At 44.9% G+C, this 26218-nt stretch carries 28 protein-coding genes; 13 read left to right on the top strand and 15 right to left on the bottom strand.

From position 1 onward, the window contains the following. Positions 1-359: 359 nt before the first annotated feature. The 8 genes from ABR189_RS09835 to ABR189_RS09800 form a co-directional block, all read right to left on the bottom strand. Positions 360-671 (bottom strand): DUF59 domain-containing protein, encoded by a 312-nt coding sequence (locus tag ABR189_RS09835; protein ID WP_354660304.1) that lies wholly within the window; start codon positions 669-671, stop codon positions 360-362. 9 nt (positions 672-680) lie between these two features. Then, entirely contained in the window at positions 681-1112 is a 432-nt protein-coding gene (locus tag ABR189_RS09830; protein WP_354660303.1) for a SufE family protein, read from the bottom strand. A gap of 10 nt (positions 1113-1122) precedes the next feature. Next, complete coding sequence (locus ABR189_RS09825) at positions 1123-2373, bottom strand: aminotransferase class V-fold PLP-dependent enzyme (RefSeq protein WP_354660302.1); 1251 nt, start codon at positions 2371-2373, stop codon at positions 1123-1125. Between the two features lie 137 nt (positions 2374-2510). Continuing rightward, on the bottom strand, positions 2511-3830 hold the full coding sequence (sufD, locus tag ABR189_RS09820; protein ID WP_354660301.1) for a Fe-S cluster assembly protein SufD: 1320 nt from the start codon (positions 3828-3830) through the stop codon (positions 2511-2513). A 9-nt stretch (positions 3831-3839) separates the two neighbouring features. Further along, positions 3840-4604, bottom strand: coding sequence for a Fe-S cluster assembly ATPase SufC (sufC, locus tag ABR189_RS09815; RefSeq protein ID WP_354660300.1), 765 nt, complete (start codon positions 4602-4604; stop codon positions 3840-3842). A gap of 29 nt (positions 4605-4633) precedes the next feature. After that, the gene (gene sufB, locus ABR189_RS09810) at positions 4634-6079 is read right to left on the bottom strand and encodes a Fe-S cluster assembly protein SufB (RefSeq protein WP_354660299.1); all 1446 of its coding nucleotides are present in this window, start codon (positions 6077-6079) and stop codon (positions 4634-4636) included. 66 nt (positions 6080-6145) lie between these two features. Further along, entirely contained in the window at positions 6146-6472 is a 327-nt protein-coding gene (locus ABR189_RS09805; RefSeq protein WP_354660298.1) for a HesB/IscA family protein, read from the bottom strand. 40 nt (positions 6473-6512) lie between these two features. After that, a complete protein-coding gene (locus ABR189_RS09800; RefSeq protein ID WP_354660297.1) occupies positions 6513-7070 on the bottom strand; it encodes an NADPH-dependent FMN reductase in 558 nt (185 codons plus the stop codon). 172 nt (positions 7071-7242) lie between these two features. Between ABR189_RS09800 and ABR189_RS09795 the strand changes: the two genes are divergently transcribed. Beyond that, positions 7243-7905, top strand: a complete 663-nt coding sequence (locus ABR189_RS09795; RefSeq protein ID WP_354660296.1) for a helix-turn-helix transcriptional regulator — start codon at positions 7243-7245, stop codon at positions 7903-7905. A gap of 507 nt (positions 7906-8412) precedes the next feature. On the opposite strand, the gene ABR189_RS09790 is transcribed toward ABR189_RS09795, so the two are convergent. Next, positions 8413-8826, bottom strand: a complete 414-nt coding sequence (locus ABR189_RS09790; protein WP_354660295.1) for an EamA family transporter — start codon at positions 8824-8826, stop codon at positions 8413-8415. 174 nt (positions 8827-9000) lie between these two features. On the opposite strand from ABR189_RS09790, the gene ABR189_RS09785 reads away from it, so the two are divergent. Then, the gene (locus tag ABR189_RS09785; RefSeq protein ID WP_354660294.1) at positions 9001-9705 is read left to right on the top strand and encodes a LuxR C-terminal-related transcriptional regulator; all 705 of its coding nucleotides are present in this window, start codon (positions 9001-9003) and stop codon (positions 9703-9705) included. Here the strand turns inward: ABR189_RS09785 and ABR189_RS09780 are convergent, their stop codons facing one another. From ABR189_RS09780 to ABR189_RS09770, 3 genes are read right to left on the bottom strand one after another with little or no spacing between them, the layout of a single operon-like run. Next, positions 9706-10206, bottom strand: a complete 501-nt coding sequence (locus tag ABR189_RS09780) for a GNAT family N-acetyltransferase (RefSeq protein WP_354660293.1) — start codon at positions 10204-10206, stop codon at positions 9706-9708. It lies immediately after the preceding gene. Positions 10207-10216: 10 nt separating this feature from the next. Beyond that, entirely contained in the window at positions 10217-10954 is a 738-nt protein-coding gene (locus ABR189_RS09775; RefSeq protein ID WP_354660292.1) for a class I SAM-dependent methyltransferase, read from the bottom strand. A 5-nt stretch (positions 10955-10959) separates the two neighbouring features. Next, positions 10960-11520, bottom strand: a complete 561-nt coding sequence (locus tag ABR189_RS09770) for a GNAT family N-acetyltransferase (protein ID WP_354660291.1) — start codon at positions 11518-11520, stop codon at positions 10960-10962. Positions 11521-11614: 94 nt separating this feature from the next. Here ABR189_RS09770 and ABR189_RS09765 point away from each other — a divergent pair, with 94 nt between their 5' ends. The 7 genes from ABR189_RS09765 (at position 11615) to ABR189_RS09735 (ending at position 20213) form a co-directional block, all read left to right on the top strand. Then, positions 11615-12295, top strand: a complete 681-nt coding sequence (locus ABR189_RS09765) for a response regulator transcription factor (protein WP_354660290.1) — start codon at positions 11615-11617, stop codon at positions 12293-12295. Between the two features lie 5 nt (positions 12296-12300). Beyond that, positions 12301-13662 (top strand): HAMP domain-containing sensor histidine kinase, encoded by a 1362-nt coding sequence (locus ABR189_RS09760; RefSeq protein WP_354660289.1) that lies wholly within the window; start codon positions 12301-12303, stop codon positions 13660-13662. A 48-nt stretch (positions 13663-13710) separates the two neighbouring features. Beyond that, positions 13711-14178 (top strand): hypothetical protein, encoded by a 468-nt coding sequence (locus ABR189_RS09755; RefSeq protein ID WP_354660288.1) that lies wholly within the window; start codon positions 13711-13713, stop codon positions 14176-14178. Between the two features lie 39 nt (positions 14179-14217). After that, positions 14218-14379 carry a hypothetical protein gene (locus ABR189_RS09750; RefSeq protein ID WP_354660287.1) on the top strand — a complete coding sequence of 54 codons (162 nt, stop codon included), beginning with the start codon at positions 14218-14220 and terminating at the stop codon, positions 14377-14379. Positions 14380-14597: 218 nt separating this feature from the next. Beyond that, a complete protein-coding gene (locus tag ABR189_RS09745) occupies positions 14598-15878 on the top strand; it encodes a TolC family protein (RefSeq protein WP_354660286.1) in 1281 nt (426 codons plus the stop codon). Between the two features lie 44 nt (positions 15879-15922). Beyond that, positions 15923-17032, top strand: a complete 1110-nt coding sequence (locus tag ABR189_RS09740) for an efflux RND transporter periplasmic adaptor subunit (protein ID WP_354660285.1) — start codon at positions 15923-15925, stop codon at positions 17030-17032. A gap of 37 nt (positions 17033-17069) precedes the next feature. Further along, positions 17070-20213: an efflux RND transporter permease subunit gene (locus ABR189_RS09735; protein ID WP_354660284.1), complete on the top strand. Its 3144-nt coding sequence runs from the start codon at positions 17070-17072 to the stop codon at positions 20211-20213. Here the strand turns inward: ABR189_RS09735 and ABR189_RS09730 are convergent. After that, complete coding sequence (locus ABR189_RS09730) at positions 20191-21285, bottom strand: AI-2E family transporter (protein WP_354660283.1); 1095 nt, start codon at positions 21283-21285, stop codon at positions 20191-20193. The genes ABR189_RS09735 and ABR189_RS09730 overlap by 23 nt on opposite strands. A 140-nt stretch (positions 21286-21425) precedes the next feature. On the opposite strand from ABR189_RS09730, the gene ABR189_RS09725 reads away from it, so the two are divergent. After that, positions 21426-22544 (top strand): family 20 glycosylhydrolase, encoded by a 1119-nt coding sequence (locus tag ABR189_RS09725; RefSeq protein ID WP_354660282.1) that lies wholly within the window; start codon positions 21426-21428, stop codon positions 22542-22544. A gap of 13 nt (positions 22545-22557) precedes the next feature. Here the strand turns inward: ABR189_RS09725 and ABR189_RS09720 are convergent, their stop codons facing one another. Then, positions 22558-23487 carry a helix-turn-helix transcriptional regulator gene (locus ABR189_RS09720; RefSeq protein ID WP_354660281.1) on the bottom strand — a complete coding sequence of 310 codons (930 nt, stop codon included), beginning with the start codon at positions 23485-23487 and terminating at the stop codon, positions 22558-22560. A gap of 260 nt (positions 23488-23747) precedes the next feature. Here ABR189_RS09720 and ABR189_RS09715 point away from each other — a divergent pair, with 260 nt between their 5' ends. Together ABR189_RS09715 and porG are read left to right on the top strand one after the other, a co-directional pair. Continuing rightward, the gene (locus tag ABR189_RS09715; protein ID WP_354660280.1) at positions 23748-24098 is read left to right on the top strand and encodes a DsrE family protein; all 351 of its coding nucleotides are present in this window, start codon (positions 23748-23750) and stop codon (positions 24096-24098) included. A 139-nt stretch (positions 24099-24237) separates the two neighbouring features. Next, a complete protein-coding gene (gene porG / locus ABR189_RS09710) occupies positions 24238-25104 on the top strand; it encodes a type IX secretion system protein PorG (RefSeq protein ID WP_354660279.1) in 867 nt (288 codons plus the stop codon). Positions 25105-25383: 279 nt separating this feature from the next. On the opposite strand, the gene ABR189_RS09705 is transcribed toward porG, so the two are convergent. Beyond that, positions 25384-25569 (bottom strand): hypothetical protein, encoded by a 186-nt coding sequence (locus ABR189_RS09705; RefSeq protein WP_354660278.1) that lies wholly within the window; start codon positions 25567-25569, stop codon positions 25384-25386. Positions 25570-25777: 208 nt separating this feature from the next. Here ABR189_RS09705 and ABR189_RS09700 point away from each other — a divergent pair, with 208 nt between their 5' ends. Further along, positions 25778-26092: a hypothetical protein gene (locus ABR189_RS09700; protein ID WP_354660277.1), complete on the top strand. Its 315-nt coding sequence runs from the start codon at positions 25778-25780 to the stop codon at positions 26090-26092. The last annotated feature ends 126 nt before the right edge of the window (positions 26093-26218 follow it).

Genomic DNA, 26218 nt, shown 5'->3' with positions numbered 1-26218 from the left:
ACGTGTTTAGAACAAGCTGAAAAAATAGTAAAAAATAAGGAGAGTATATAATAGCTGGTTTGCCGTTTTTGATAGCGGGTTGATCTTTGAGCTTTTAGCTATTAGCAGTTAGCTTTTAGCTCAAATGCAGCGATGGTAGTACAAACTTCACTGTTTTATATGAGGTTATACTATCAATTTAAAGGATCACTAATAAGCACAAAAAAAGCTGTCAGCTATAAGCTAACAGCTTTGATTATTTTCATTACATCTAAGCAGTCTAATAAGATACAATTTCGCTGCATTGAGCTAAAAGCTAAAAGCTAAAAACTATCCACTCGCTGCATTTGAGCTAATAGCCAAAAGCTAACAGCTAAAAGCTAAAGAAATCCCAGTTCCAGTTTTGCTTCTTCGCTCATCATGTCACGGGTCCAGGGTGGATCAAAGGTAAGGTGTACATCTACATCGGATACCCCTTCAATGTCGCGCACCTTTTGATCTACTTCCCGGATAATATCCCCTGCTACGGGGCATCCGGGGGCGGTTAGGGTCATTGTGATACCGATACGGTTATTATTACCGATCTTGATTTCGTAGACCAGCCCCAGTTCGTAGATGTTTACCGGTATTTCCGGATCATGTACGGTTCTGAGTGCTTCTTCTATTTTATCTCTTAAGCTAAGTTCACTCATGGCGTTTGATTAATTTTTACTGCTTTGTTGGGCAGCATATGCTACTGCATAGAGTTTCATTTGTTTCAGCATGCTCAGCAATCCGTTGGAGCGGGTAGGAGACAGGTGGTTGCGCAAACCGATCGCATCAATAAAATAGATATCAGTCGCTGCGATTTCCTGGGGCGTATGGCCTGATAATACTGCGATCATCAGGCTCACCAGTCCCTTGGTGATGACCGCATCACTGTCGCCGGTAAAAAACAGTTTCCCATCTTTTAGTTCGGTATGGAGCCATACTCTCGACTGGCAACCTTTGATGAGGTGGTCATCCGTTTTGTACTGCTCTTCGATAAGGGGCAGTTCTTTGCCAAGCTGAATAATGTATTCATATTTATCCATCCAGTTTTCCATCACGGAAAAGTCCGAGATCATTTCGTCCTGTAGTGCTTTGATCGTCATATCCGGTTATTTACAGCAGCATGGCGCTGGCTTTTTTAATACCTGCTACCAGTTTGTCTATTTCTTCCAAAGTATTATAAAATGATAGGGACGCACGAACCGTACCAGGAATTTTAAAGAGGTCCATTAATGGTTCGGTGCAATGATGTCCGGTACGTACTGCAATACCCTGTTTGTCCAACAGCTCACCCATATCATAGGGGTGGATGTTGTGCACCAGGAAGGAGATAGCACCGCTGCGGTGTGCAGCATCACCGATCAACCGCAGGCCGTCAATTTCCCGAAGGGAAGACAGCGCATAGGTCATCAGTTGTTCTTCCCATTGCTGGATCTTATCCAGTCCGGTTTCCTGCAGAAAGCTGATAGCAGCCCCCAGTCCGATGGCCCCGGCAATATTAGGAGTGCCGGCTTCAAATTTGTAGGGTAGCTCGTTATAGATGGTCTTGGCAAACGTAACGGTTTTGATCATATCACCACCACCCTGATAGGGAGGGAGTTTATTCAGCCATTCGCTGGTACCGTATAATACGCCAATACCGGTAGGGCCGTAGATCTTATGTCCGGAGAAAGCCAGAAAATCAGGCTGCAGTTCCTGTACATCTATGGAGATGTGTTGAATAGCCTGGGCAACATCCAGCAGTACCGGAATATTACGTGCATGCGCCAGGGTGATAATATCTTTTACGGGGTTGACGGTACCCATGGTATTGGATACATAGGTAACCGCCACAATTTTAACGGTATCATCCAGCATGGCGGTAAAGGCATCCATTTGTAATTCTCCCAGCTCATTGATGGGGATCACTTTAAGGGTGGCGCCTTTTTCTTCACATACCATCTGCCAGGGAACGATATTGGAGTGATGCTCCATCGCGGAGATGATCACGGTATCGCCCTTGCGGATCACTGCCCGGCCAAAGCAACTGGCTACCAGGTTGATACTGTCGGTAGTGCCTTTGGTGAAAATGATCTCGTGACTGTGTGCCGCATTGATATAGTCTGCCACCGTTTTGCGGGATTGTTCGTATGCTTCTGTGGCCTGCTGGCTTAGCTGGTGCACCCCCCGGTGTACATTACTGTTATAGCCGGAATAGTATTTATCGAGGGTATCTATTACTATCTGCGGTTTCTGGGTAGTAGCCCCATTATCGAGATATACCAACGGCACACCAAACACCTGCGTTTGCAGTATAGGGAACTCCTGTCTGATCTTTGCTACGTCTAAAGCCGGTGCAGTCATTATATGATCGGTATGTTGCATAGTCAATGTTTTTAAGTGGTAAAGCTAAAAGGCCCAAAGCACTAAAGCTGAAAGCTAAAAGCACCATGTTGCGTATTGAGCAAAACATAACTGCTTTATGCTTTCAGCTTTACGCTTTTAGCTTATACCTGTGTGCTTTAATTACTTACGTAATGCCTGATCTGCTCAGACACATACTGCTGGATAGCAGGTATTTTTACCTCATTGGTAATGTCATAAGCAAAAGCATTTACCAGCAATGTTCTGGCAGCTTCTTCACCGATACCTCTTGACCTGAGATAGAAAAGAGATTCGGGGTTGAATTGTCCTACGGTAAAACCGTGACTGCATTTCACATCGTCGGCATAGATTTCCAGCTGAGGCTGGGAGTTTATGTCCGCTTTAGTGCTCAGCAGCAGGTTATTGTTTTGCTGGAAGGCATTGGTTTTTTGTGCATCTACGTGTACATGGATCTTACCGGTGAAAACACCATTGGCATTATCCATCAGTACACCTTTGTACAGCTCATTACTGTTACAGTTGGGCATGCGGTGGTCCACAAAAGTGTGGTTGTCTACATGCTGATGGTCTGTAGCCAGGTATAAGCCATGCATATCTGTTTCAGTATAGCTGCCGTTCAGGGCGATACTGAGGTTGTTACGGATCAGTTCTGCATGGGGCAGGGAGAAGCTGTAGTTGTGATACCGGCTGTATGTTTGCTGGTCTGCTACCGTATGATAGATATGGCGGCTGTTCTTAGCGTACTGCTGGATATCATAATGGGAGAGTTCCGCATTTTCTTCCACCACTACTTCGGTTACGCCATTCACAAATACCATGGCTTCGTCCTGCAGGTGCAGGGCAGATTCCACTACCTGTACTTCCGCCTGCGGATGCACTACCCACAAATGCCGGGGCTGGATAAACACCGGGGTATCCGTGGAGTACACATGTACAATATGCAGGGGCTTGTCCAGGATGGTTTTAGCAGCTGCTTCCAGGAAAAGGCCATCCGCAAAAAGGGCGGTGTTTAAAGCCGCAAACGGGTGTTTTTCCAGGTGGATGTGCTTATCAAAATATTTAGCGAAAGCAGCATTACCGGCAGCTTTGCTCAGCGGACAGATGGTGATGCCTTTTACAGCAGGCAGCTGGGACAGGGCAGGCTTAAAGTGCCCGTTTACCAGTACAATGCGGTAAGCATCAAAAGCAGGGATGGCCGCTTTGGCCAGCTGTGCCTCTTCCACGTGTGCTTCCGGAACAGCCAGTTCAAAAGGCCCTTTCAGAAAGCGCTGGATATTGGTATAACGCCAGTCTTCCGATTTCAGCGTAGGGATGCCCAGGCTTCTGAACCTGGCAATAGCAGCCGCACGCAATGGCGCAAAAGCGTCCTGATTTCCCTGGTGCAGCAGCTCCGGCAAACCATTGGCTTCGTCCAATATATATTGGTAAAATGGTATCGTAATATCGCTTGTCATCATGTGTGTCAATTAAACAGATTCTTTCAGGTGTAACTCCTCTTTTAACCAGTCGTATCCTCTTTCTTCCAGGTCCAGTGCCAGGTCTTTGGTACCGGTTTTTACGATGCGGCCATTGTACAGCACATGTACAAAGTCAGGTACGATGTACTCCAGCAAACGTTGGTAGTGAGTAATTACGATAAAGGCTTTTTCTGCATCACGCAGTTTGTTTACACCATTGGCAACGATACGGAGGGCATCGATATCCAGTCCGGAATCTGTTTCATCCAGGATTGCCAGTTTTGGATCCAGCATGGCCAGCTGGAATATTTCATTACGCTTCTTTTCACCGCCGGAAAAACCTTCATTCAGGGAGCGGTTCATCAGGTTAGCGTTGAATTCTACTAATTGTTGTTTTTCCTTCGTCAGTTTTAAAAACTCCCGTGCTTCCATAGGAGGCAGGCCTTTATACTCTCTGGCCTCGTTGATTGCCGTTTTCAGGAAGTTGATATTAGATACGCCAGGTATTTCGACCGGGTATTGAAACGCCAGGAATACGCCTTCACGTGCACGGTCTTCCGGAGACATTTCCAGCAGATTTTGTCCGTCAAAGATGACTTCACCTTGCGTCACCGTATAGTTTTCGCGACCGGACAGCACTGCAGCCAGGGAGCTTTTACCAGAACCGTTAGGTCCCATAATGGCATGCATTTCCCCCCTGTTGATTTCAAGGTTAATGCCTTTCAATATTGCTTTCCCTTCTACTTCCGCGTGCAGATTTTTAATCGTCAGCATGATATTTTTTTTCAATTCTGTTTTTTAGTTTAGCCTACACTACCCTCAAGAGTAATGGATAATAATTTTTGAGCTTCTACCGCAAATTCCATCGGTAGCTGGTTAAGTACTTCCTTAGCATAGCCGTTTACGATAAGGGCTACTGCTTTTTCCGTATTGATACCACGCTGATTCAGATAAAATATCTGGTCTTCCCCGATTTTGGAGGTAGTTGCTTCGTGCTCTACCATAGCCGTATTATTGCGTGATTCAATATACGGGAAGGTATGTGCACCACAGCGGTCGCCGATCAGCAGGGAGTCGCACTGTGTAAAGTTACGCGCATTGGCTGCCCTGGGGCCTACCTGTACCAGTCCACGGTAGGTATTATCCCCGTTGCCGGCAGAGATACCTTTGGATATGATACGGCTTTTGGTATTGCGTCCTATATGATACATTTTGGTACCGGTATCAGCTACCTGTTTGTTGCGGGTAACTGCCACCGAGTAAAATTCACCCTGGGAGTCATCGCCCTGCAGGATTACGCTGGGATATTTCCAGGTAATAGCAGAACCTGTTTCTACCTGTGTCCAGGAGATTTTACTGCCCTGTCCTTTACAGATCCCTCTTTTGGTTACAAAGTTATAAATCCCTCCGTTACCATCCTTATCACCGGGATACCAGTTTTGAACAGTAGAGTATTTAATTTCAGCACGTTCCAGGGCAATCAGTTCCACTACCGCAGCATGCAGCTGATTTTCATCGCGCATGGGAGCGGTACATCCTTCCAGGTAACTTACGTAACTGTCGTCATCCGCGATGATGAGGGTACGTTCAAACTGGCCGGTATTTTCTGCATTGATCCTGAAATAAGTAGACAGTTCCATCGGGCTGCGTACTCCTTTAGGGATGTATACAAAGGAACCATCGGAAAATACTGCCGCATTCAGCGCTGCAAAAACGTTGTCGGAAGAAGGCACTACGGTACCCAGGAATTTCTTTACCAGTTCAGGGTAAGTCCTTACTGCTTCCCCGAAGGAGCAGAAGATGATACCCAGCTCTTTCAGCTTGGCTTTAAAAGTAGTGGCTACAGATACACTGTCAAACACTACGTCTACCGCTACCCCGGTCAATGCTTTCTGTTCATTGATAGGGATACCCAGTTTTTCGAAAGTAGCCAGTAATTCAGGATCTACTTCATCCAGGCTGTTGAGGGTCTTCTTTTTCACCGGAGCGGCATAAAAAGAAAGCTTCTGTAAATCAAGTTCCGGCATTTCAAAGTGTTGCCAGTTTGGGAACTGTAGCTTTTTGAAAGTCTGAAATGCTTTCAAACGCCATTCGAGGAGCCATTCCGGCTCTTCTTTTTTTGCAGAGATAAAGCGTATCGTGTCTTCGTTAAGCCCTACCGGCGCCATTTCCGTTTCGATGTCTGTGGTAAAGCCGAACTCATACTCCTTATTCGCTATATCATCAATAATTTCACTGCTATTTCTCATGATACTGCATTTTGGCAAATGTGCCCCTTATATTAATTGGTCGTACTGTTAAATTGTTGTCAGCAGTTATACGGCAAAACTTTCGCCGCAGCTGCAGGTTCTGGAGGCATTCGGATTATTGAAGAACAGTCCTTTGCCATTCAGGCCATCGGAATAGTCCAGCTCCGTACCGTACAGGTACAGTAAGCTCTTTAGCTGCACTACTACTTTCACCCCTTTATCTTCAAATACCTGGTCGCCTTCTTCCTCGGTAGATTCAAACTTCATGACATATTCCAGGCCGGAGCAGCCACCCCCTTTTACACCTACTCTTACAAAAGTGCCAGGTGCATGTTGCTCTCTCTCCATTAATGCTTTTATATATTCCCCTGCTTTTTCAGAAACTGTAATCATGGTCGTTGTTTTTATCTGAATTCATGAATGATAGCTATGATCAACTCGCAACCTGCGCCCTGGAGGTAGCAAGCAACTGAATCATGGTATCAAATTTTGTCTTATAGTATGCCGTAAATTCCTGCGTTTGCGGATCATACAGGCTGTCTTTCAGAATGGGTACAGAAAAAGGTAATACCCATGCCCTCAGCGCTTTGGCCACAGCATCCATCGCATTAATGCCCTGCATGGCCTGTGTGCCGTCTGCCCAGGACACCAAAGCTACAACCTTTCCGGTTAAATAAGGACGGCCCAGCTTGCTGGTTACTTCCAGCCAGTCCAGGCAATTCTTCATGGCGCCCGTCATACCACCATGGTAAAGCGGGGTAAGCCAGATATGTAAATCAGCCTTGCAGAAGGCTTCACACATGGCCTGTACTGATGCCGGCTTTTCGCCTGTAGTGCTTTGATCAAAGAACGGTATCTGTATGTCTGACAGACTGAATATTTCCGGCGAAAAATGGTTATTTGAAAATTGTTCTTTAAAATAACCGGCCAGGCGATTGGATGTTGCATAGGGCCTGTTATCTATCGAACCATTAAATATCAATACATTCATATTTCCTTATATGTCATAGTCTTAAAAGCATCATAGGCCTGGAAACATGGTATTTGCAAGGTGCAGAACCGGATAAGGGCTGGTGCCAGATGACCCTGCCAGGTGCTTTTTATACAACTATTTTTTTTACTCCTACAAAATTACGACATTTGGTAATAAAACAAGTAATAACTTGGAAAATTATAAGCCATATACTAAAACAGGAGCTGACCGGTTTTTGATACTTCTCAAAACCCGTGGGCCACTTGCTGTTTCTGTAATGGCCAGTGAGTTGGGGATCACCGGGGAAGCCGTACGGCTGCAGCTGTTAAAGCTGGCAGAAGAGGGGCTGGTAGAGGCTACCAGCAGTGCAAAAGGGGTAGGCCGCCCGGTACAGATGTGGAACCTGACCCCACTGGGAAACTCCCATTTCCCGGATATGCATGGAGAATTTACCCGCCAGTTGCTGGAAACCATCGAAAGTGTACTCGGCTCCGAGGCGCTGGAGCATGTAGTAGCTGCCCGGGAAAAGAATCAGCTGGAAAGATATAGCAGTGCTATTGCTGCTGCCCCCGATACCGAAAGTAAAATCGCCCTGTATGCCACCATCCGCAGCCGGGAGGGCTACCTGGCAGAATGGCGTAAGGATGGTGATGGATATATATTTATCGAAAACCACTGCCCTATATGCGCTGCTGCTACCCAATGCGACAATATCTGCAAATCTGAACTGAAAACTTTCAGCTCCATCCTGGGGAATGAAGTACAGGTCAGCCGTATCGATCATATTGTAGCAGGCGCCCGCCGCTGTGCCTATAAAATTGTACCCATCCGGGTGACCAGCCTGGGAGATTAATTCCCTGCCTGTTTCCTTTTTTTCATGTATTGTCCTCATCTATTCCGCTCTAAGGAATATACAGCTTTTATGCCCGCACACGCGACAATTACCCCATTTTCCGCTTGATAGCACTCTTTTGAAAGGATTATGTATTGATAACCAATGGAATACTTATGGTTGTCATAAGGATTACTTTATGTCTACTCTAATATAATGCCTATATAAACCCTTCATTAAGGGTAGATAAAGGCTAGATAAAGCCTCTTTTATTAACTGGGTTTTATCTGGGCTTTATATAGGCTTCATATAGGCTTTATATAGGCTTTATCTATAAGGAAAGGTAGTGCCAGTAATGGTTTAAGTATATGTTTAAATGCAAGAACCCTATTGGACAAGGGTTGAGCGCGCTTGGGGAGTACGTGGGCCGGCTGTTTTAAAAGGAGGAAGGAGTGAAGGCGCGTACTAAAAAAGGGGTACCTGTCTGATACCCCTTCTTTAGTATGATTTTACGATTAGATAGCGAAACTACAATATCAGCACCAGGGTGCCGCTGATGATCAGCAAAGCGCCAATAGCGGTTTTCCAGGTAAGTGCTTCGTGCAAAAAAACAACCGACAGAATGATGGTCAATGCTACACTGAGTTTGTCCACCGGGGCCACTTGTGACACTTTACCTATCTGGAGTGCTTTAAAGTAAAAAATCCAGGACAACCCGGTAGCCAATCCGGATAATACCAGAAACAATAAGGTATGCCGGGAAATCTGTCCGATGCCTTTGGATTCTCCCCGTGTCAATACAATAGCCCAGGCCATGATAAGCACAATGGCGGTGCGGATAGCAGTAGCCAGGTTGGAATTGATACTGGCTACGCCTATTTTGGCGAAAATAGCTGTTAACGCAGCAAAAACAGCAGAGAGCAATGCATAGAGCCACCACATAAGCACCTGGTTTTATTAAAAAAGTGATACTAATTTAAACCATTCCGGCCGTTCCTTGTTCTTATCCTTGAAATAGCCGTGCAGAGTATTGGAAAATATAATACTATACGCTATAATTAACGGTCACAACGACTTATTTTTACGTAAATCCGTCCTGAGCAAATTTTAATAGAGATGATGATCCCTTCCCTTACCGGAAATATTCCCGGCAAAGCTGATGCTGGCTTGCAGGAAAAAATTGAATGGCTGGAAAGATGTGCAAATGAGCTGCCCACTGTCATTATAGTTATGGAACTGGCTACAGAAACGGTAGTGTATATGTCGGACAGAGGGCGGGCCTGGCTGGGAGGCGTATCCCAGGAAGCATTGACAGCGATGGGGGCTGATTACCTCCGTACCTATTTTAATCCCGAAGATGTAGCAGACTACCTGCCTAAAATACTGGACATGGTTTATTCTCCCGACCACGATAAGATCGTTACCTTTTTTCAGCAGGTAAGGGCATCCGAACAGGACCCGTGGAGCTGGTATATCAGTACCAGTAAGGTATTCATGCGGGATGCTGCAGGAAATCCCACGCATGTGATTACCAATGCCACCCCCATTGATCCGCTGCATCATATCACCTCTAAAGTAAACCGCTTACTGGAAGAGAATAATTTTTTGCGCCTGCATAAAGAGGCATTTGCCTTGCTTACCAAACGGGAAAAGGAAATTTTGCATCTGATGGCATTAGGGCTCAATTCTTCCGAAATGGCAGCGAAACTGCATATCTCTGAAAAAACAGCTACTACCCACCGCAGAAACATCCGCATAAAACTGAACGCACCCACGCATTATGAGATTACACGTTTTGCACAGGCTTTTGATTTGATATAGTCAGAACGGAATTTTCTTTCCTAATATTTTCAGGCTGCGGGGCACCCCATCCAGGATAGCCACATCCGGCAGATGCGCCCATTCTTCAAATCCGGCCCGCTGGAATAGCTGTATACTGGGCAGGTTATGCGCAAAAATGAATCCCAGGAGAGTATGGATATGTAAGCGGGGACAGGCAGCCAGCGCATGTTGCAGGATGGCTTTGCCATAACCTTTACCCCGGGAGGAGGTATGCAGGTAAATGCTGATTTCGGCGGTACCATCATAAGCCGGCCGTCCATAGAACGACTGAAAGCTGGCCCATCCTGCAAGCCCATCTTCCGAGGTAATCATCCAGAGTGGCCGTTTTTCAGGGCTATGCGCTTCAAACCAGGGAATGCGGCTCTCCACACTTACCGGGGTAGTGTCTGCCGTAACCATGCGGCCGGCCACTGTACTGTTATAAATTTCCACAATGGCAGGCAGGTCTTGTAAGGTAGCTTCTCTGAATTGCAACGACATAAATGATGTATTATATGGACGGTTTGGTGGCAGCAAGTAATAAAAAAGGAGGACGTCTGCATTCCCTGACCAGTGAAGGCCGTTGTTCCAGATACTCCTTTACCGGTAACGGTTCGTGTAGTCCGGCTATTCTGAAGCCTGCCTGAATTAATGTATTTACATACGTGGCGGTAGTACGGTGATATTTTATCACATTTTCTACAAACCAGGTAGTATGACGGATGGTTTCTTCCTGGTAATTATCTACAGGCCAATGCAGGATATTGCCCGCTTCATCTGTTTGCCATTGTGCATGATGCATCGCAGTACACATGGGATGCTCTACAGAAAAAATGAATTGCCCGCCGGGTTGCAGCCATTGAAATACATTAGTCACCACTTGCTGATAATTGGCTATGTAGTGCAGCGCCAATGAACTTACTACCAGGTTAAAACGCTGCTGCGCAAATGTCAGCTCTTCTGTCGGTGCACAAATGTAGGTAACGTTGGCAGCCTTGGTTTGCCGGATGGCTTCCTGCAGCATTTTTTGTGAAATATCCGCACCGGTCACGGTAGCGGCGGTTGCGGCGGCAAGGCGACAAAATTTTCCGGTACCACAGCCCAGGTCCAGGATGTCAAGACCGGATAATGCCGGCAGCAATGCATATAGTGCAGGTTCTTCCAGCGCAGCATTCAGCCCGCTTTCCGTAGCGCGCAGCTGCTGATAGCCCTGAAAGAAAATATCGTTGTCGTAGATGTTCTGCTTCATGGTTTTTATCCGTTAAATATATTTTCCCGCGCATGGGTACGTTTTAAAATGCTGTATAACGCTGCATCTACAAATCGTCCCTTTTCAAAAAAAGCATCCCGCAGGAAACCTTCCTTTTCAAAGCCTACCCGCCGTAGGAGGTTGGCCGAAGCGGTATTGGCAGGGTCTACAAAAGCCTCTACCCGGTTTAACTGCAGCTGATTAAAAGCATACAGCAGTACTTCATGTATGGCATTGGTCATAATACCTTTACCCCAGAAGTCGGGATGAAGATCGTATCCCACTTCTCCTTTATAATGTGTTTTGTTCAGGTTGTGTAACCCACAGGTGCCCACCAGTTCGGGATGCCCCGGGATAGTAATGGCCCACCGCATACCGGTACCTTTGACCAGGCTTTCCTGAAAAAAATGAATGATCTGTGTAGCTTCTGAAATATCAGAGAAGCTGGGAATATCCATATACCGGGTGACGGTATCATTGGAAAAATGATGGAAGATGGCCGCAGTATCTGTTTCAGTAATGGGTCTTAATACAATGCCGTTTGCTGCTATTACCGGTAGGTTCATGATATCATTGCTATAGTCTGCAAAATTAACTATATTATCTTTTTAATCCTGCTTTAATGTCCTCCTCCGTAAGTATGTGTAAATTTGGTGGTGTATGAAAATATTAGTCATAGAAGATGAACCCAAAGTGGGTGCCTTTATAAAAAGAGGGCTGGAAGAGCAGTTGCACCAGGTAGAACTGGCCAGCGATGGGGCCTCCGGTCAGTATGCTGCCATGCAGCAGGACTATGATCTGATCATCCTGGATATCATGCTCCCGGATATCAATGGGCTAACGATTTGTAAAAACATACGTGCCAGACAGGTACATACTCCTATATTGATGCTGACGGCATTAAATACCACACATGATGTGGTGGATGGCTTAAATGCCGGTGCAGACGATTACCTGGCCAAACCTTTTCATTTTTCTGAACTCCTGGCCAGGATCAATGCCCTGTCCAGGAGAAACCAGTATTTTCCGCAGGGCAATGCCACGCTCTCCCTGTCAGACCTGCAGCTGGATACCTATACCAAAATGGCCAGCCGGGAAGGGAAGGAGATTGTGTTAACCGCCAAGGAATACGCCTTGCTGGAGCTGTTTCTGAAAAACACCGGTAAGGTGCTTTCCCGTGCATTTATTGCGGAAGCAGTATGGGGTATTGAGTTTGATACAGGTACCAATACCATTGATGTATATGTCAATTACCTGCGTAATAAAATAGAAAAAGGCTTCTCCGGCGAGCGCCTTATTCATACAGTTGTGGGAATGGGATATGTGATGAAGTTAAAGTAGCACTTATGAAGATCAGGCATCGTTTATCCTTACAGTTTACATTGATATCAGGTATTATCTTATCTGTGATATTCGCAGCGATCTACCTGTTATTTGCCGGATATGTGAGCAACAGCTTTTACAAGATACTGCAGGTACGGGCGTTGATCACGGCACAGGTGTATCTGGAAGAGGACGAGCTGACCAAGAAAAAGTTCAAGGAAATAGAGGCGAGTTATCAGCAGAGTATCCCGGATGAATCCAGTAATATTTATAACGCAGCGAATGAGCCGGTATTTATTGAAAAGGTAAAATATAAGTGGCCGCCTGAACTACTGGAAACCATCCGCGAAAAAAAGCTGTACCGGTTTACCTACAAAGACAAACCCGCGATAGGGATGTTTTATCCCGACAACCAGGGCGATTTTGTTGTGATCATTGCAGCACGTAATAAAGCCGGGCAGCAGCAATTAGGATATTTATTATGGATCCTGGTGGGTACTTTCTGTCTGGGGGTACTGGTGATCTTTATTATGGGGCAGTGGTACGCCCGTAAGGCACTACAACCTATCAATAATATCAACCGGCAGATGAAAAAGATCCGCTCCAATAATCTGCATCTGCGGGTAAAGAGTGGCAGGAATAAGGATGAAGTAGATGAGCTGGCCACTAATTTTAATCAACTGCTGGAACACCTGGAAGGGGCTTTTGAATTGCAGAAATCATTTGTATCCAATGCTTCTCATGAGTTGCGCACGCCATTAACCTCTATCATTGGTGAAATTGAAGTTACCCTGCAAAGGAACCGTAATGCGGAGGAGTACCTGCAATCATTGCGAAGCGTACTGGATGAATCCGTAAAGCTGAAAACCATTACGGACGGTTTACTACAGCTTACACGTGTAGATTTTGACCTCGATACCACCCACCTGGAAGAGGTAAGGCTGGACGAATTGTTATGGGAGCTGCAGCAATACTGGCGCTCAAAGACGCCTGCCAGGGTGTTGGAAGTACAGCTGCTGCATATGCCGGAAGATGCGGCACTCCTCGCTATAAAGGGCAACCGGCAATTGCTCACCTTGGCACTGCAGAATATCATCAAAAATGGCTTCAAGTTTTCTTACGATCAACCTGTTACCTGTATACTGGATTACAATTCCAAGGGGATGCTTTTAACCATCAGTGATAAAGGCATCGGTATTGCACCGGCAGAACAGGAACGTATCTTTTTGCCACTCTACCGTGCTGCCAATGCACACGCTTTTGCCGGATTTGGCGTAGGACTACCTATGGCCCAGAAAATACTGCAGCTGCATCATGCTACTATTACTGTACAGAGCGAAATGCAGCAAGGTACTACTTTTAGTATCTTCTTTGCGTTGGGGTAAGGGGATTTAGTAGCATAAGTTAAAGATATCAACTAAATTTATCCCGCTATGACAATGCAGCATAAAACAGATGATTTTATCAGGAACAGATTGATCTGGAAGGCAAAGAAATATGGACTTCCTTCTGCGTATAGCCTTTTTTATGATGATCTGCCTTTGGAATTAAAGGAAAACCTTGCAAAACATGTAACTATTGCGTTAACAGGAACCCCTGTTTTGTTTTTTACAAAACCTACTAAGGAATGGACATTGGTTTGCACCCGACAATTAATTGGATACAATAATCATGAACTTTATTCAGTCCCCCTTAAAACCATTGGCCATATTACTTCGCGTATTGTAGCAGAAGTGTCTGAGAAACGGATAGATTTGCTCAATGGGAAAAATATCCGGAAATCGGAATGGGAAGAGTTAATAGTTAGAGATATAGATGACAATGTTTTTTTATTTCATGCATATAAGGGGGCAGACCTATTTGCATTATGGAATGTTGTTTTAATGGTGAGTGGGGAGTGACAGTTTTTCTTTGCTAAGAAAAATTCTTTATCTTTGGTTATGACCCAAAAAGAATACAAAGAGTTTGAAGCAATATTGCTTAAGCGCCAGGAAGAGGTGAAAAGCTCTAAAGCAGCTGCCAGAAAGGTCTTGATGCAAGCTGGTATTATGCACTTGCTTGTTCCGAAAGGTACTAATAAGGCAAACGCTAAGCAGCAGTAATGTCTTTTTGTTAACCTCCGATTTATTAACCCCCTCTCTTTTAAATGTATCCTTCAAAACCAGGACTCGTCATTGGATTTCATGGATGTGAAGAAGCAATTTATTCCCCGTGCTGAAACTCATTGGTGCTAACCTTTCTCAAATCTAATTCCGTTTTAATGTCGTTTTAATATACTCCTAATAGTCGTGTTCCATCTTTGTATCCGAAAATAGGATACATGTTACATCGTTTTACTTTTCTTACCTGCCTGCTGATGCTTATAGCAGGATGGACACTAACCGCTTCAGGACAACAAACAGATACCTTATCACTTACATTAAAAGAAGCAGAGCAGTTATTATTGCAGCGCAATATACCCCTGCTGATGCAGCGCTATAACCTTGATGCTGCACAGGCCGAGGTGATTACTGCCAAACTTTATGATAATCCTGAAGTAAGTTTTGAAAACACCCTTTACAGTAATACCACCAAAAAGTTCTTCGATTTTTCCTATGAGGGGCAAAATACCTTGCAGATACAACAGGTATTTAAGCTGGCGGGAAAGCGTAATAAGGCTATTAAACTGGCACAGAGCGGCGTTAAAATGACGCAGTACCAGTTTTACGATCTGTTGCGCACCTTAAGGTTTTCCTTGCGGGATAACTTTTATGACCTGTATTACAAACAGCAGTCACTAGCCACTTTTGGACGGCAGATCAGCTTTTTGCAGAAGATTGTTACGGTATTTGAGCAGCAGCAGAAATTAGGCAATGTGGCTCCTAAAGAAATTATCCGGTTAAAATCATTGCTCTATGACCTGCAGCATGATCAGCTGGAGTTGCAAAAAGATATACAACAAACACAGTCCGACCTGGCCGTGCTCATCAGGGAACCAGCTACCATTCATTTACAACCGCAGATGCCGGCGGATGAAATATTGCCTTCCGTTAGCAGTTATGCATTTACCACCTTGCTGGATACGGCCCGGCAAAACCGGTATGACCTTAAAATCGCTGCAGAGCAGATTCATTATAACCAATTGAATGTACAGTTACAGCAAGCCATGGCAGTACCGGACGTGCAACTGGGGCTGTCGTATGACAAGCAAGGCAATTTTGAGCGCAATTATAACGGTCTCAGTATTGCCATGCCTTTGCCGGTATTTAACCGGAACCAGGGAAATATAAAGATGGCAAAAGCAGTATTGGAAAGCAGCAAGTTGGAATTAGCCGGGCAGGAAGATACCCTGGAACATGAAGTGATGAACAGTTACCAGCAGGCGTTAAAAACAGAAAAGTTAATGGCAGATTTTGATCCGGACTTTGAAAAAGATTATACGCGGATGATGGAAGAGGTACAAAAAAATTTTGGTGCACATAATATCGGATTACTTGAATTTATCGATTTGTACGATGCATACCGCAACAGTATTCTAAAGATGAATGCCTTGCGGTATGAACGGCTCAATGCCCTGGAATCCATCAATTTCAGTACCGGTGCACTATTATTTCACCCTTAATCCGCTTACCGATACCTCCTGGTAATTACTTAAAAAAAACAATCATGAAAAAAGGAATGAATGTATATATACCTGCCGGCTTTTTATCCCTCCTGTTTTTGTTGAGCGCCTGTGGCCGTAAAACGGAAGTACAGGCTACCCAACCCTGGAGGCTGACAGATTCCCTGTTAAATACCCTGGCTATAGATACTGCCACGAGTAAGTCTGTTGAAAACGAATTATTGCTTACGGGTAAAATTACCGCCAATGAAGATATGGTGGCCCGGATATTCCCGATGGTGAGTGGCAATGTAACGGCAGTAAAAGTACATTCCGGCGATTTTGTACAAAAGGGGCAAACCCTGGCGATATTAAAAAGTGCGGAGATGGCAGGGTTTACTGCTGATAAAAGTATTGCGGCCAGTGAAATGAAAACGGCTAAACGTAATATGGAAGTAGCGGCCTCTTTTTATCAAAGCGGGCTCACCTCCGAAAAGGAATATGAAATGGCTAAAAGTGAGTATGATAAAACGGTAGCCAGTTATCATAAATCCCTGGAGATCCTTGATATTAATGGGGGGCAGCACCAGGCCGACTACCTGGTCAAATCTCCGGTGCCTGGTTTTGTGATCAGCAAAAAGGCGGCAGAACACATGCAATGGCGCCAGGATAATGCAGATCCCATTTTTGTGGTAGCTGATCTGAAAACAGTCTGGGCCATGATCAGCATATTCGAATCTGATGTAGCAGGCGTGCGTGAAGGGGATGAAGTGCAAATGACTACGCTGGCTTATCCTGATAAGGTATTTACCGGTAAAATAGATAAGATATATAACGTACTGGATCCCGAAAATAAAGTCATGCGGGCCAGGGTAGTGGTCAGCAATCCGGACTTTATCCTGAAACCGGAAATGTTTGTACGTGTAAAAGCCCGCCGGCATGACGACAGTGCTATGTTGGCGATCCCTTCCAGGGGAATCATCTTTGACCATAATAAGTATTATGTGCTGGTACTTAAAAAAGAAAACCCAGGTGTAGAAATCCGGGAAATAGCAATCTCTAAGACGGTGGATGGCAGAGCCTATCTGTCGGCAGGGTTAAAAGAGGGTGACAGGATCATTGCATCCCGTCAGGTATTTATTTATGAAACACTGAGCGACACACAAAATAAATAGCTAAAAGAGGAAGGCCCAAAGCATACAAAATTATATTATGAACAGATTTATCAAAAAAGTGCTGGCTTTTTCGCTAAGCAATAAATACTTCATATTCTTTGCTGCCGGTATATTGGCGGTAGCAGGGTATATCAGTTTCAAACAAATAGGGGTAGATGCTTTCCCGGATGTTACCAATACTTCTGTCACCATTATCACGCAGTGGCCTGGCCGCAGTGCGGAAGAAGTGGAGAAGTTTGTAACACGGCCGGTGGAAATAGCGATGAACCGGGCACAGGGCAAAACAGATATCCGTTCTTCCTCCCTGTTTGGTTTGTCTGTGATCAAAGTGGTTTTTGAAGATAATATAACAGATGATTTTGCCCGCATCCAGGTGAACAACAACATTACAAGCGCCAGCCTGCCGGAAGGGGCTGATGCTGAAATACAACCACCTTACGGGCCTACAGGAGAGATTTACCGGTATACCCTGGAAAGCAATAAGCGTACGGTACAGGAGATGAAAACAATACAGGATTGGGTCATTGAACGCAACCTGCTGGCAGTACCGGGTGTAGCAGATATCGTGAGCTTTGGGGGAGAGGTGAAGATATACCAGGTTACTATTGATCCTGACAAAGCCGTGCAATATGATATCACTGCCCGTGAAATGTTTGAAGCACTCTCCAAAAGCAATATTAATGTAGGGGGAGATGTAATTGTTAAAAATGCACAGGCCTATGTGGTAAGAGGGATCGGTATCCTGAATGATGTGGATGAGATAAGGAATATCATCGTAGATCATATCAACGGCACCCCTATACTGGTGAAGGATGTGGCAGACGTAACGATATCCAGTTTGCCGAGGCTGGGACAGGTGGGACGTGACAGGGACAATGATGTGGTAGAAGGAATCGTAGTCATGCGTAAGGGCGAAAATCCGGCAACGGTGATTGCAGGACTGAAAGAGAAGATCACAGAGCTGAATACCCGTATTCTGCCTGATGATGTGAAAATAAAGCCTTTCTATAACCGGGAAGACCTGATCGAGTTTTCTACCCATACGGTATTGCATAATATGCTGGAAGGGATCATTTTTGTTACAGTGATCGTATTCCTCTTTATGGCCGACTGGCGTACTACCATCATTGTATCAGTAGTAATTCCCCTGTCATTATTGTTTGCTTTTGTGTGCCTCAAACTGAAAGGGATGAGTGCCAACCTGCTTTCTATGGGGGCTATTGATTTTGGGATCATTATAGATGGGGCGGTAGTGATGATAGAAGGCATCTTTGTAGTGTTCGATAAGCGTGCGCATAAGGAAGGTATGGAACGCTTTAATAAGCTGAGTAAGCTGGGAATGATCCGTAAAGCTTGTATGGAAAATGGGAAAGGTATTTTCTTTGCTAAGCTGATTATCATTACCGGGTTGCTGCCCATATTTACTTTTGAAAAAGTGGAAGGCAAAATGTTTTCTCCGCTGGCCTGGACGCTGGGCTTTGCTCTGCTGGGAGCGCTGGTACTCACTTTTACGCTGGTGCCTGCTTTAGCCAGTGTGCTCTTACGTAAAAATGTGAAGGAGAAGAAGAATATCTTCCTGGAGTTTATTACCCGCAATACGCTACGTATTTTTAATTACTGTTTTAAGCGGCGCAGGGTTGCTTTTCCGGTAGCCCTGGTGGCATTGTTGATAGGATTGTATTGTTTTCGTTTTTTAGGCACGGAGTTTTTGCCACAGCTGAATGAAGGGGCCATTTATATCCGGGCTACCGGTCCGCTAAGTACTTCACTGGATGAATCCGTTACCCTGGCCAATGATATGCGTAAAAAGCTGCTCACCTTTCCGGAGGTAAAACAGGTAATGTCACAGACAGGGCGACCTAATGACGGGACAGATGCTACCGGATTCTATAACATAGAATTTCACGTGGATATTTTCCCGCAGGGAGAATGGAAGAGTGGTATTTCCAAGCAGGAGCTGATCAAGCAGATGGAGCGAAAACTGGATGGTATTCCGGGGATCAACCTCAATTTTTCCCAGCCTATTATGGATAATGTAGAAGAAGCAGTATCAGGTGTAAAAGGCTCGCTGGTGGTCAAGTTGTATGGAGATGATTTTAAGCTGATAGAAGAAAAAGAGGAACAGATAGAAAAGATATTGCAGTCGGTAAGAGGTGTAGAAGACCTGGGTATATTACGTAACATAGGGCAGCCGGAATTGCGTATTAACCTGAATCAGCAGAAAATGGCCCTGTATGGTGTTACTACAGAGGATGCCAATTCTGTGATAGAAATGGCTATAGGAGGGAAAGCTGCCACGAAGATCTACGAAGGGGAAAAATCATTCGACCTGCGGATACGTTATCCGGAAAGTTTCCGGGAAAGTGAAGCTGCTATCGGTAACCTCACTGTACCTACTTTACGGGGCAATAAGATTCCCCTGAAAGAAATAGCGGAGATCAATCACATTACCGGACCCAGTATGATTTACCGGGATAAGCATATGCGTTATGGGGCTATCAAGTTCTCCGTAAGAGGGCGTGACCTTGGCAGCACCATTAAAGAAGCACAGGAAAAAGTACAGGAACAGGTAAAGATTCCCAAGGGTTATACCTTGCAGTGGGCAGGAGATTTTGAGAACCAGGAAAGAGCTACTGCCCGGTTGGCACAGGTAGTACCTATCAGCCTGTTGCTGATTTTCCTGATTCTGTTTATTCTTTTCGGGAAGGTGAAAGATGCTTTGCTGGTATTGAATAATGTGCCCTTTGCCATTATAGGCGGCATCTTTGCCCTGTGGCTGACGGGGATTAATTTTAGTATATCGGCAGGTATTGGATTTATCGCTTTGTTCGGTATCTGTGTGCAGAATGGGGTGATCCTGCTGTCGAAATTCAAAAGTAATATCCGTACCATGAATGATCAGCATGATTTTAGTCTGGTCAAGGCTATCCGGGAAGGGGTGGAGTCGCGGATCCGTCCGGTGATCATGACGGCCATGATGGCAGCAATAGGCTTATTACCGGCTGCTATGAGTACCGGTATTGGTTCTGAAACTGCCCGCCCGCTGGCAAGGGTGGTGATAGGCGGACTGATTACTGATACAGCTTTTAACCTGTTTATATTTCCTATTGTGTTTTACTGGGTATACCGTCGTATGTTGAGAAAAGATAAAGGAGATATTACGCCTGCTCCGGTGGTTTAACTACCGGTGCTGGTTTCTTTTTAGCAGGCATGTCGCCGAGTAAAAGCGCCCAGGGTTTCAAAGCGTCAATACGTTCAAAAGTAATTTTCATGATGGCAATGACAGGAATAGCCAGGAACATGCCGGGGATGCCCCATAGCATACTGCCACATACTACGCCTACAATTGTTACCAGTGCATTGATCTTTACTTTTGAACCTACAATACGCGGTAGTAGTATGTTGCTGTCCAGCAGATGCACCAGGAAAAGTGCTATGCCTACCTGCAGCATCACTACTACCGATGCTGCTGTAGTAAGTGTTACCAGCATACTGATGATAATAGCGGTAAAAATACCCAGGTAGGGAATGATATTAAACAAGGCCGCCATAATACCTAACAGCAAAGCATATTTAACGCCTAGTATCAAGAGCAGGGAACAGTTAAGAATAGCCACCACTACCATTTCTATCATCAGGCCGGAAACATAGCTTTTGATGATATAACGTGTCTGGGCAATAATGTCCAGTAGTTTTAACCGGTGCTTTTCCTGGAAAAAGCGGACCAGGAAAGTGATCAGCAGTTGCCGGTAATACAGGATAAAGAAGCTGTACAGCAGGACAAAAACCACGAAGATCAGGAGGGAGGAAATGGACAGGAATGTTTGACTGATAAATGCAGTAGCAGAACCTAAAGTACCCATTGCCGCCTTTTCGAGGTAGTCCATTTGCGTAGAAGCATCAATATGGAAACGGGTGTTTACCCAATGTTGTAAATTATCCACGGTGCCCATGAGCTGCTTTTCCAATTGAGGCAGGTCAGATACAAAAGCCCCCATTTGTGATCCCACCAGGGCAATTAACCCCAATAACGCGATAACAAAGAGCAGTACAGCTACAAAAGCCGCCAGTCCCCTCGGAAAGCGGATCGATTCCAGCCAGGAGGCAATGGGCAATAACATCACGGCTACCAGGAATGCAAATACCATCGGAATGATAATTTCACTGCCTACCCTCGCTATGTATACGATCAGTATCAGAGACAGGAGTGTGAAAGTCAGTCTGGCATTAAACGGGAGCTTTAGCTCATTCATGGGATGACTAGTTTTTTCAAATATATTTAAATATCAGCCTTTTCCGTATATTTTTTTGTCATATAGTGAATGCTTGCAAGTAGCATGATGATTTACTATCTTGGGAAGGTTACTATTATCCATTTAAATAATACCCTTATATGAAAAAAATATGCTGGCTGGCGGTTATGGTGCTGCTATTATGCAGTGGTACTAACACCTACGCAGGTACGGCCCCTGATAGCCTTTTACCCGTGCGCGGTTTTTGTATAGCAGCGCCGAAAGTTTCAGAACTGGAGGCATTCCTCACTTTTATCCGTAAAGAATTAGCGCCCAATAAGGTGAATACGCTGGTACTGCGGGTGGATTACAATTATCAGTATACCTCTCATCCGGAGTTGCGGGATGCAGGCGCATTGTCCCGGGAAGATGTGGCCCGGCTGGTAAAGGAATGCCGTCAGCAGAATATCCGTATTATACCACAGGTAAATCTGCTGGGGCATCAGTCGTGGGACAATACCACCCTCAACCTGCTCAGGGTATATCCTGAGTTTGATGAAACACCGGAAGTGAAAATGCCTGCTACCTACAAATGGCCTAATCCGGAAGGATTGTATTGCAAGAGCTATTGTCCTTTGCATCCTGGTGTACATAAAATAGTGTTTGCGCTGATGGATGAAATCTGCGATGCTTTTGAAACAGATGCTTTTCATGCGGGCATGGATGAAGTGTTTTATATAGGGAATGATAAATGTCCCCGTTGCGGAGGGAAAGATAAAGCAGAATTGTTTGCAGGAGAGGTATGGGCTATCCGTAATCACCTGGCACAAAAAAACAGGGAATTGTGGATGTGGGGAGATCGCTTGCTGGATGGCAAAACTACCGGTTTGGGAATGTGGGAAGCCAGCATGAATAATACGCACCGCGCGATAGACATGATCCCGCGTGATGTGGTAATATGCGACTGGCACTATGAAAGGCCTGACAAAACACCGGTATACTTTGCAATGAAAGGACTACGTGTGATTACCTGCCCCTGGCGTATGCCGGATAATGCTGTGGTACAGGCACAGGATATGATGCAGTTCAGAAAAACGGCTACCCGGGAAATGAAGCCCAACTACCTGGGAATGATGCAAACGGTATGGTCGGGTGCCGGTAGTTTTATGGATGAATATTATGGCCGGAAGAACAAAATGAATGCTATGGAAAAAGACACAGTGCATACAAGCAGTAAGTGCTTCCGGGCTTTGTTTGCAGAAATAAATAAAGCGAGGTAATAGCCATGGTCCCCTAAATAACACGCTGTTTTAACAAGGGAATAAAAATTTCACAGGAGTTAGGACCTGTGAGTGAAATAAAGAATTGATTATCCCGCATTTTAAAAATGCCCTCCCGGCAGCTGCGGTCAATAAACTCATACATAGGTATCCCTGCCGCTGCAAAGCTAAGCGGTAGCCTGAGTTTCAGAAAACTGCCACCCTGTATCCGTTTTTGCAGGAGGTAGGGATAATTGTCCCTGAGTTGTTTATGGGCGGCCAACTGATGATTAGGTAATAAAATACCCGCAAATATGGAGAGCTTTTCATAATTGGTTACCGGTACTGCATCCAGCGTTCCGGTAATCACCAATGCCTGGGGAATATCGAAGATTTCTATGATTTTTCTGAACCTGTTTTCATGATTATTCATCTTTAGCACCATTTCCGTAATTGGATCATCCCCATGAGAAAGCAGGGTATAATAAAGTGTGCTTTCAGATATAGAGATCCGCTCTGTTCTGTCGTAGTGAAAAAGATTCGCGAGCATATTATTACCAAAGGAAGCCGTAATAGTTTCCGTGATATGCAGGGTACGTTTTTCGTTTGGGAGGATCTGTATTTTTCTGAAGTCTTTAGGGCTGTATTTAAAATGTTGTTTGAATGCTTTACTGAAAGCTGCCAGGGTCATATAGCCGGATAGTTCGCCTATTTCAGCAATACTGTAACCACTATGCCGCAGCATGCCTGCCGCCAGTTCTATCCGGTGGCGTTTTACATAGTGCCAGTATGGTTCATTCATAACGGCAGAAAAAGTATGGTAAAAATGAGAATAGGAAATATCGAGCATATCTGCCACAATCCTGATATCAAAAGTATCAGCCACATGGTCATCTGCATAACTAAGGCCATATAATGCATAGGATTCTGCTTGTGCCTGAGGGGAGGCGGAGGGTTTTGACATAGTAGTTGCTTTATTTTGGTTGATTGTATTCCCGATCCTTATAGTTATATACTTGAAAAACTAAATATGATCCTTGCGTCCAATGTTATAACGCACAATGTAAATATTTGGTTTGGAAAAATAAAAAATACCTTTATCATATTGACAATGGTGTGGTTATATGTTCAGCATAAGGAATGGAGTTAAACCATGGATAAGTGGAAGTAAGGTGATTATTATTTGAAGTTGTTTTATTTTGTGGCTTCATAATAAGAGGAGGTATGAAGTATAAAGTGGTTTTTCAGATAACAACAGCAGATCAGGAGGTACAGCAGGCCATGATCCGGCAGCTTTTTAATTTACTTGTACATTTTGAAGCAACCGGCGTGAAAGTAGAGGTGGTAGTACATGGGCAGGCATGGCCGTTGTTGTTAGCTCATAATAATAGTTTTTTGACCGATTTACAGGATTTGGAGAAGAAGGGCGTTAAGTGGCTGTTATGTGGGAACACACAAAGGCAGCAAGACTTAACAGTAGCGCAGTTATTACCTTTTGTTGGGATTGTAGCTGCAGGGATCGGGCATCTGGTAGAAAGGCAGCAGGAGGGATGGGCATATATCCGGAGTTGTTAGGTGCTGTTTCGCAGATATGCGGTCAGGCGATAGTTTCCAGCGGAAATTAATTAATTTCGTGCCAGGCAGGATATATATAATTTTTTGACTGTTCTGGCGTTTTTTTAAATAGCATATAAACTTTTAAAAACCTTTCACATTGAAAAAAATCACCGCAATACTTTTGTTATTCGTGATAGCCCCATTTTTCAGCATTGCACAGGATTGGCATGTAGGAGGTTTGCTTGGCATCAGCAACTATAATGGTGACCTGGTAGAGAAGCGGGTGGACTTCCGGTATACAGGGCCTGCTATCGGGCTGTTGGCCAGAAAGGATATCAACCGTTATCTGACCCTCAGAGGGGGCTTTACTTTTGGAATTATATCTGCTGCGGATAGTACCAATGAGAATAAAAACTTAGTAGCCCGTAATCTGAGTTTCAAATCAAATGTTTTTGAACTGAGTGTATTGGGAGAGCTTAATTTTTTGGATATAGAAGCAAAAGGGTTTACGCCTTATATATTTGCAGGCGTAGCAGGGTTTGGTTTTGACCCAACTGCCAAAGATTTACAGGGCAACAGGATCAGCCTGAGATCCCTGGGTACGGAAGGGCAGGGGCTGCCACAATACCCCGACAGGCAGGCCTATAATCTGATACAGGTAGCGATTCCGTTTGGGGCTGGTATAAAGGTATTGCTGAACGACTCCTGGACGCTTGGGCTGGAAGTAGGGATCCGCAAAACCTTTACAGATTACCTGGATGATGTAAGTACTACTTACGTAGATGAGAATACCTTATTGGCGATGCGTGGCCAGAAAGCAGTGGATATGGCTTACAGAGGAGATGAAGTAACCGGCAAAGGACAAATACCGGGTACGTATCCTTTAGATGGTACCGTGCGTGGTAATCCCGACAATAAGGACTGGTACATGTTTTCCGGCCTTACTATTACTTACCGCCTGAGCAGCGGTTCCAGCGGAGGCTGGGGCCGGCAGAAAGCGTCCCGCTGCCCTGTTTTTAAATGAAAAATGGCATGAAAATTGCGCTAAGGGGCTGACTTTCAACCCCCCACTAAAGTCCGTATATACAAGAAGAAATCCTGCCTGTCCGGTGGGATTTCTTTTTTACAATTGGCATACTTCTTGAAATATATACGTTGGAACAGGTAAAAGATTGAGATTACCGGCTTAATGATAAGAAGTGAATATCAGAAATCGCGAAGAGAGTAAGAAGCAACTATATGAGATTAGGCTGGACTCAATTACCTGTTTTTAAAACGAGTGATATGAAAAAGAGGCTTATCATCATACTAGTGTTGATGGCGGGCTTTGTAACAGTACAGGCGCAGAAACGACCACCATTACCACCGCATCCACCTGCACCGGCACATTTGCCACATCCGCCATTGCCACCACATCCGCCTTTGCCTCCAAGGCCACCGGGCTTACACCGGCCCCCTCATCCACCGTTACCTCCAAGACCGAAAGCACATTATAAATACAAACATAAAAAACACTATAAGCGACCTAAACATCATTATTCCAAACGAAAATACAGCTATGCCGGTAGGAGCAATTATATTGCTTATCCGGGGGCAGCTCACGCCTCGACAACAGACTCCTTCACCATTTACCCAATTATTTAGTACTGCCATATTTTTATCTGAATTGTCAACTTGAACTAAAAACCACAACAGCCATGAAAAAACTAATCATGCTTTTATTATTAATAGGCGGTACAGTATTGACCACCTATGCGCAGGGCCGCCATAACGGATGGGGGAAGGGGCATAAAAAGCACTACGACCGGGACCGGTATTGTGACGACAGGTATGAAGGCCGTCGCTATGAAAAGCGCTACAGAGACCGGGATTGGGATGATTGCCGCCGGCCCCGAAGGGTAGTGTATGTACAACCATACCCGGTATACCGGCCACGTCCGGTGCGGGAGGTGTATTATGCACCAGCCAGACCAGGGGTAGTGTTTAATGCAGGGGTAACCATCGTCAGATAACTGAAACCATATAAACACAGCATGAGGGCTGACCTAAAAAGCAAGGGTCGGCCCTCATTTATTAGGGTACCTGATGGAGACGGATCATCGTTTAAGCGATGTGTACCGCCTTCATTTTACTTTTTG

The organism is Chitinophaga sp. H8 (assembly GCF_040567655.1).
Lineage (GTDB): Bacteria > Bacteroidota > Bacteroidia > Chitinophagales > Chitinophagaceae > Chitinophaga > Chitinophaga defluvii.
This window is presented reverse-complemented; position numbering and strand designations above follow the sequence as displayed.

Bases quoted from the DNA above. Each gene is read 5' to 3' on its own strand.
- ABR189_RS09835 (WP_354660304.1), bottom strand. From the start codon at position 671: ATGAGTGAACTTAGCTTAAGAGATAAAATAGAAGAAGCACTCAGAACC.
- ABR189_RS09830 (WP_354660303.1), bottom strand. From the start codon at position 1,112: ATGACGATCAAAGCACTACAGGACGAAATGATCTCGGACTTTTCCGTG.
- ABR189_RS09825 (WP_354660302.1), bottom strand. From the start codon at position 2,373: ATGCAACATACCGATCATATAATGACTGCACCGGCTTTAGACGTAGCA.
- sufD (WP_354660301.1), bottom strand. From the start codon at position 3,830: ATGATGACAAGCGATATTACGATACCATTTTACCAATATATATTGGAC.
- sufC (WP_354660300.1), bottom strand. From the start codon at position 4,604: ATGCTGACGATTAAAAATCTGCACGCGGAAGTAGAAGGGAAAGCAATA.
- sufB (WP_354660299.1), bottom strand. From the start codon at position 6,079: ATGAGAAATAGCAGTGAAATTATTGATGATATAGCGAATAAGGAGTAT.
- ABR189_RS09805 (WP_354660298.1), bottom strand. From the start codon at position 6,472: ATGATTACAGTTTCTGAAAAAGCAGGGGAATATATAAAAGCATTAATG.
- ABR189_RS09800 (WP_354660297.1), bottom strand. From the start codon at position 7,070: ATGAATGTATTGATATTTAATGGTTCGATAGATAACAGGCCCTATGCA.
- ABR189_RS09790 (WP_354660295.1), bottom strand. From the start codon at position 8,826: ATGTGGTGGCTCTATGCATTGCTCTCTGCTGTTTTTGCTGCGTTAACA.
- ABR189_RS09785 (WP_354660294.1), top strand. From the start codon at position 9,001: ATGATGATCCCTTCCCTTACCGGAAATATTCCCGGCAAAGCTGATGCT.
- ABR189_RS09780 (WP_354660293.1), bottom strand. From the start codon at position 10,206: ATGTCGTTGCAATTCAGAGAAGCTACCTTACAAGACCTGCCTGCCATT.
- ABR189_RS09775 (WP_354660292.1), bottom strand. From the start codon at position 10,954: ATGAAGCAGAACATCTACGACAACGATATTTTCTTTCAGGGCTATCAG.
- ABR189_RS09770 (WP_354660291.1), bottom strand. From the start codon at position 11,520: ATGAACCTACCGGTAATAGCAGCAAACGGCATTGTATTAAGACCCATT.
- ABR189_RS09765 (WP_354660290.1), top strand. From the start codon at position 11,615: ATGAAAATATTAGTCATAGAAGATGAACCCAAAGTGGGTGCCTTTATA.
- ABR189_RS09760 (WP_354660289.1), top strand. From the start codon at position 12,301: ATGAAGATCAGGCATCGTTTATCCTTACAGTTTACATTGATATCAGGT.
- ABR189_RS09755 (WP_354660288.1), top strand. From the start codon at position 13,711: ATGACAATGCAGCATAAAACAGATGATTTTATCAGGAACAGATTGATC.
- ABR189_RS09750 (WP_354660287.1), top strand. From the start codon at position 14,218: ATGACCCAAAAAGAATACAAAGAGTTTGAAGCAATATTGCTTAAGCGC.
- ABR189_RS09745 (WP_354660286.1), top strand. From the start codon at position 14,598: ATGTTACATCGTTTTACTTTTCTTACCTGCCTGCTGATGCTTATAGCA.
- ABR189_RS09740 (WP_354660285.1), top strand. From the start codon at position 15,923: ATGAAAAAAGGAATGAATGTATATATACCTGCCGGCTTTTTATCCCTC.
- ABR189_RS09735 (WP_354660284.1), top strand. From the start codon at position 17,070: ATGAACAGATTTATCAAAAAAGTGCTGGCTTTTTCGCTAAGCAATAAA.
- ABR189_RS09730 (WP_354660283.1), bottom strand. From the start codon at position 21,285: ATGAATGAGCTAAAGCTCCCGTTTAATGCCAGACTGACTTTCACACTC.
- ABR189_RS09725 (WP_354660282.1), top strand. From the start codon at position 21,426: ATGAAAAAAATATGCTGGCTGGCGGTTATGGTGCTGCTATTATGCAGT.
- ABR189_RS09720 (WP_354660281.1), bottom strand. From the start codon at position 23,487: ATGTCAAAACCCTCCGCCTCCCCTCAGGCACAAGCAGAATCCTATGCA.
- ABR189_RS09715 (WP_354660280.1), top strand. From the start codon at position 23,748: ATGAAGTATAAAGTGGTTTTTCAGATAACAACAGCAGATCAGGAGGTA.
- ABR189_RS09700 (WP_354660277.1), top strand. From the start codon at position 25,778: ATGAAAAAACTAATCATGCTTTTATTATTAATAGGCGGTACAGTATTG.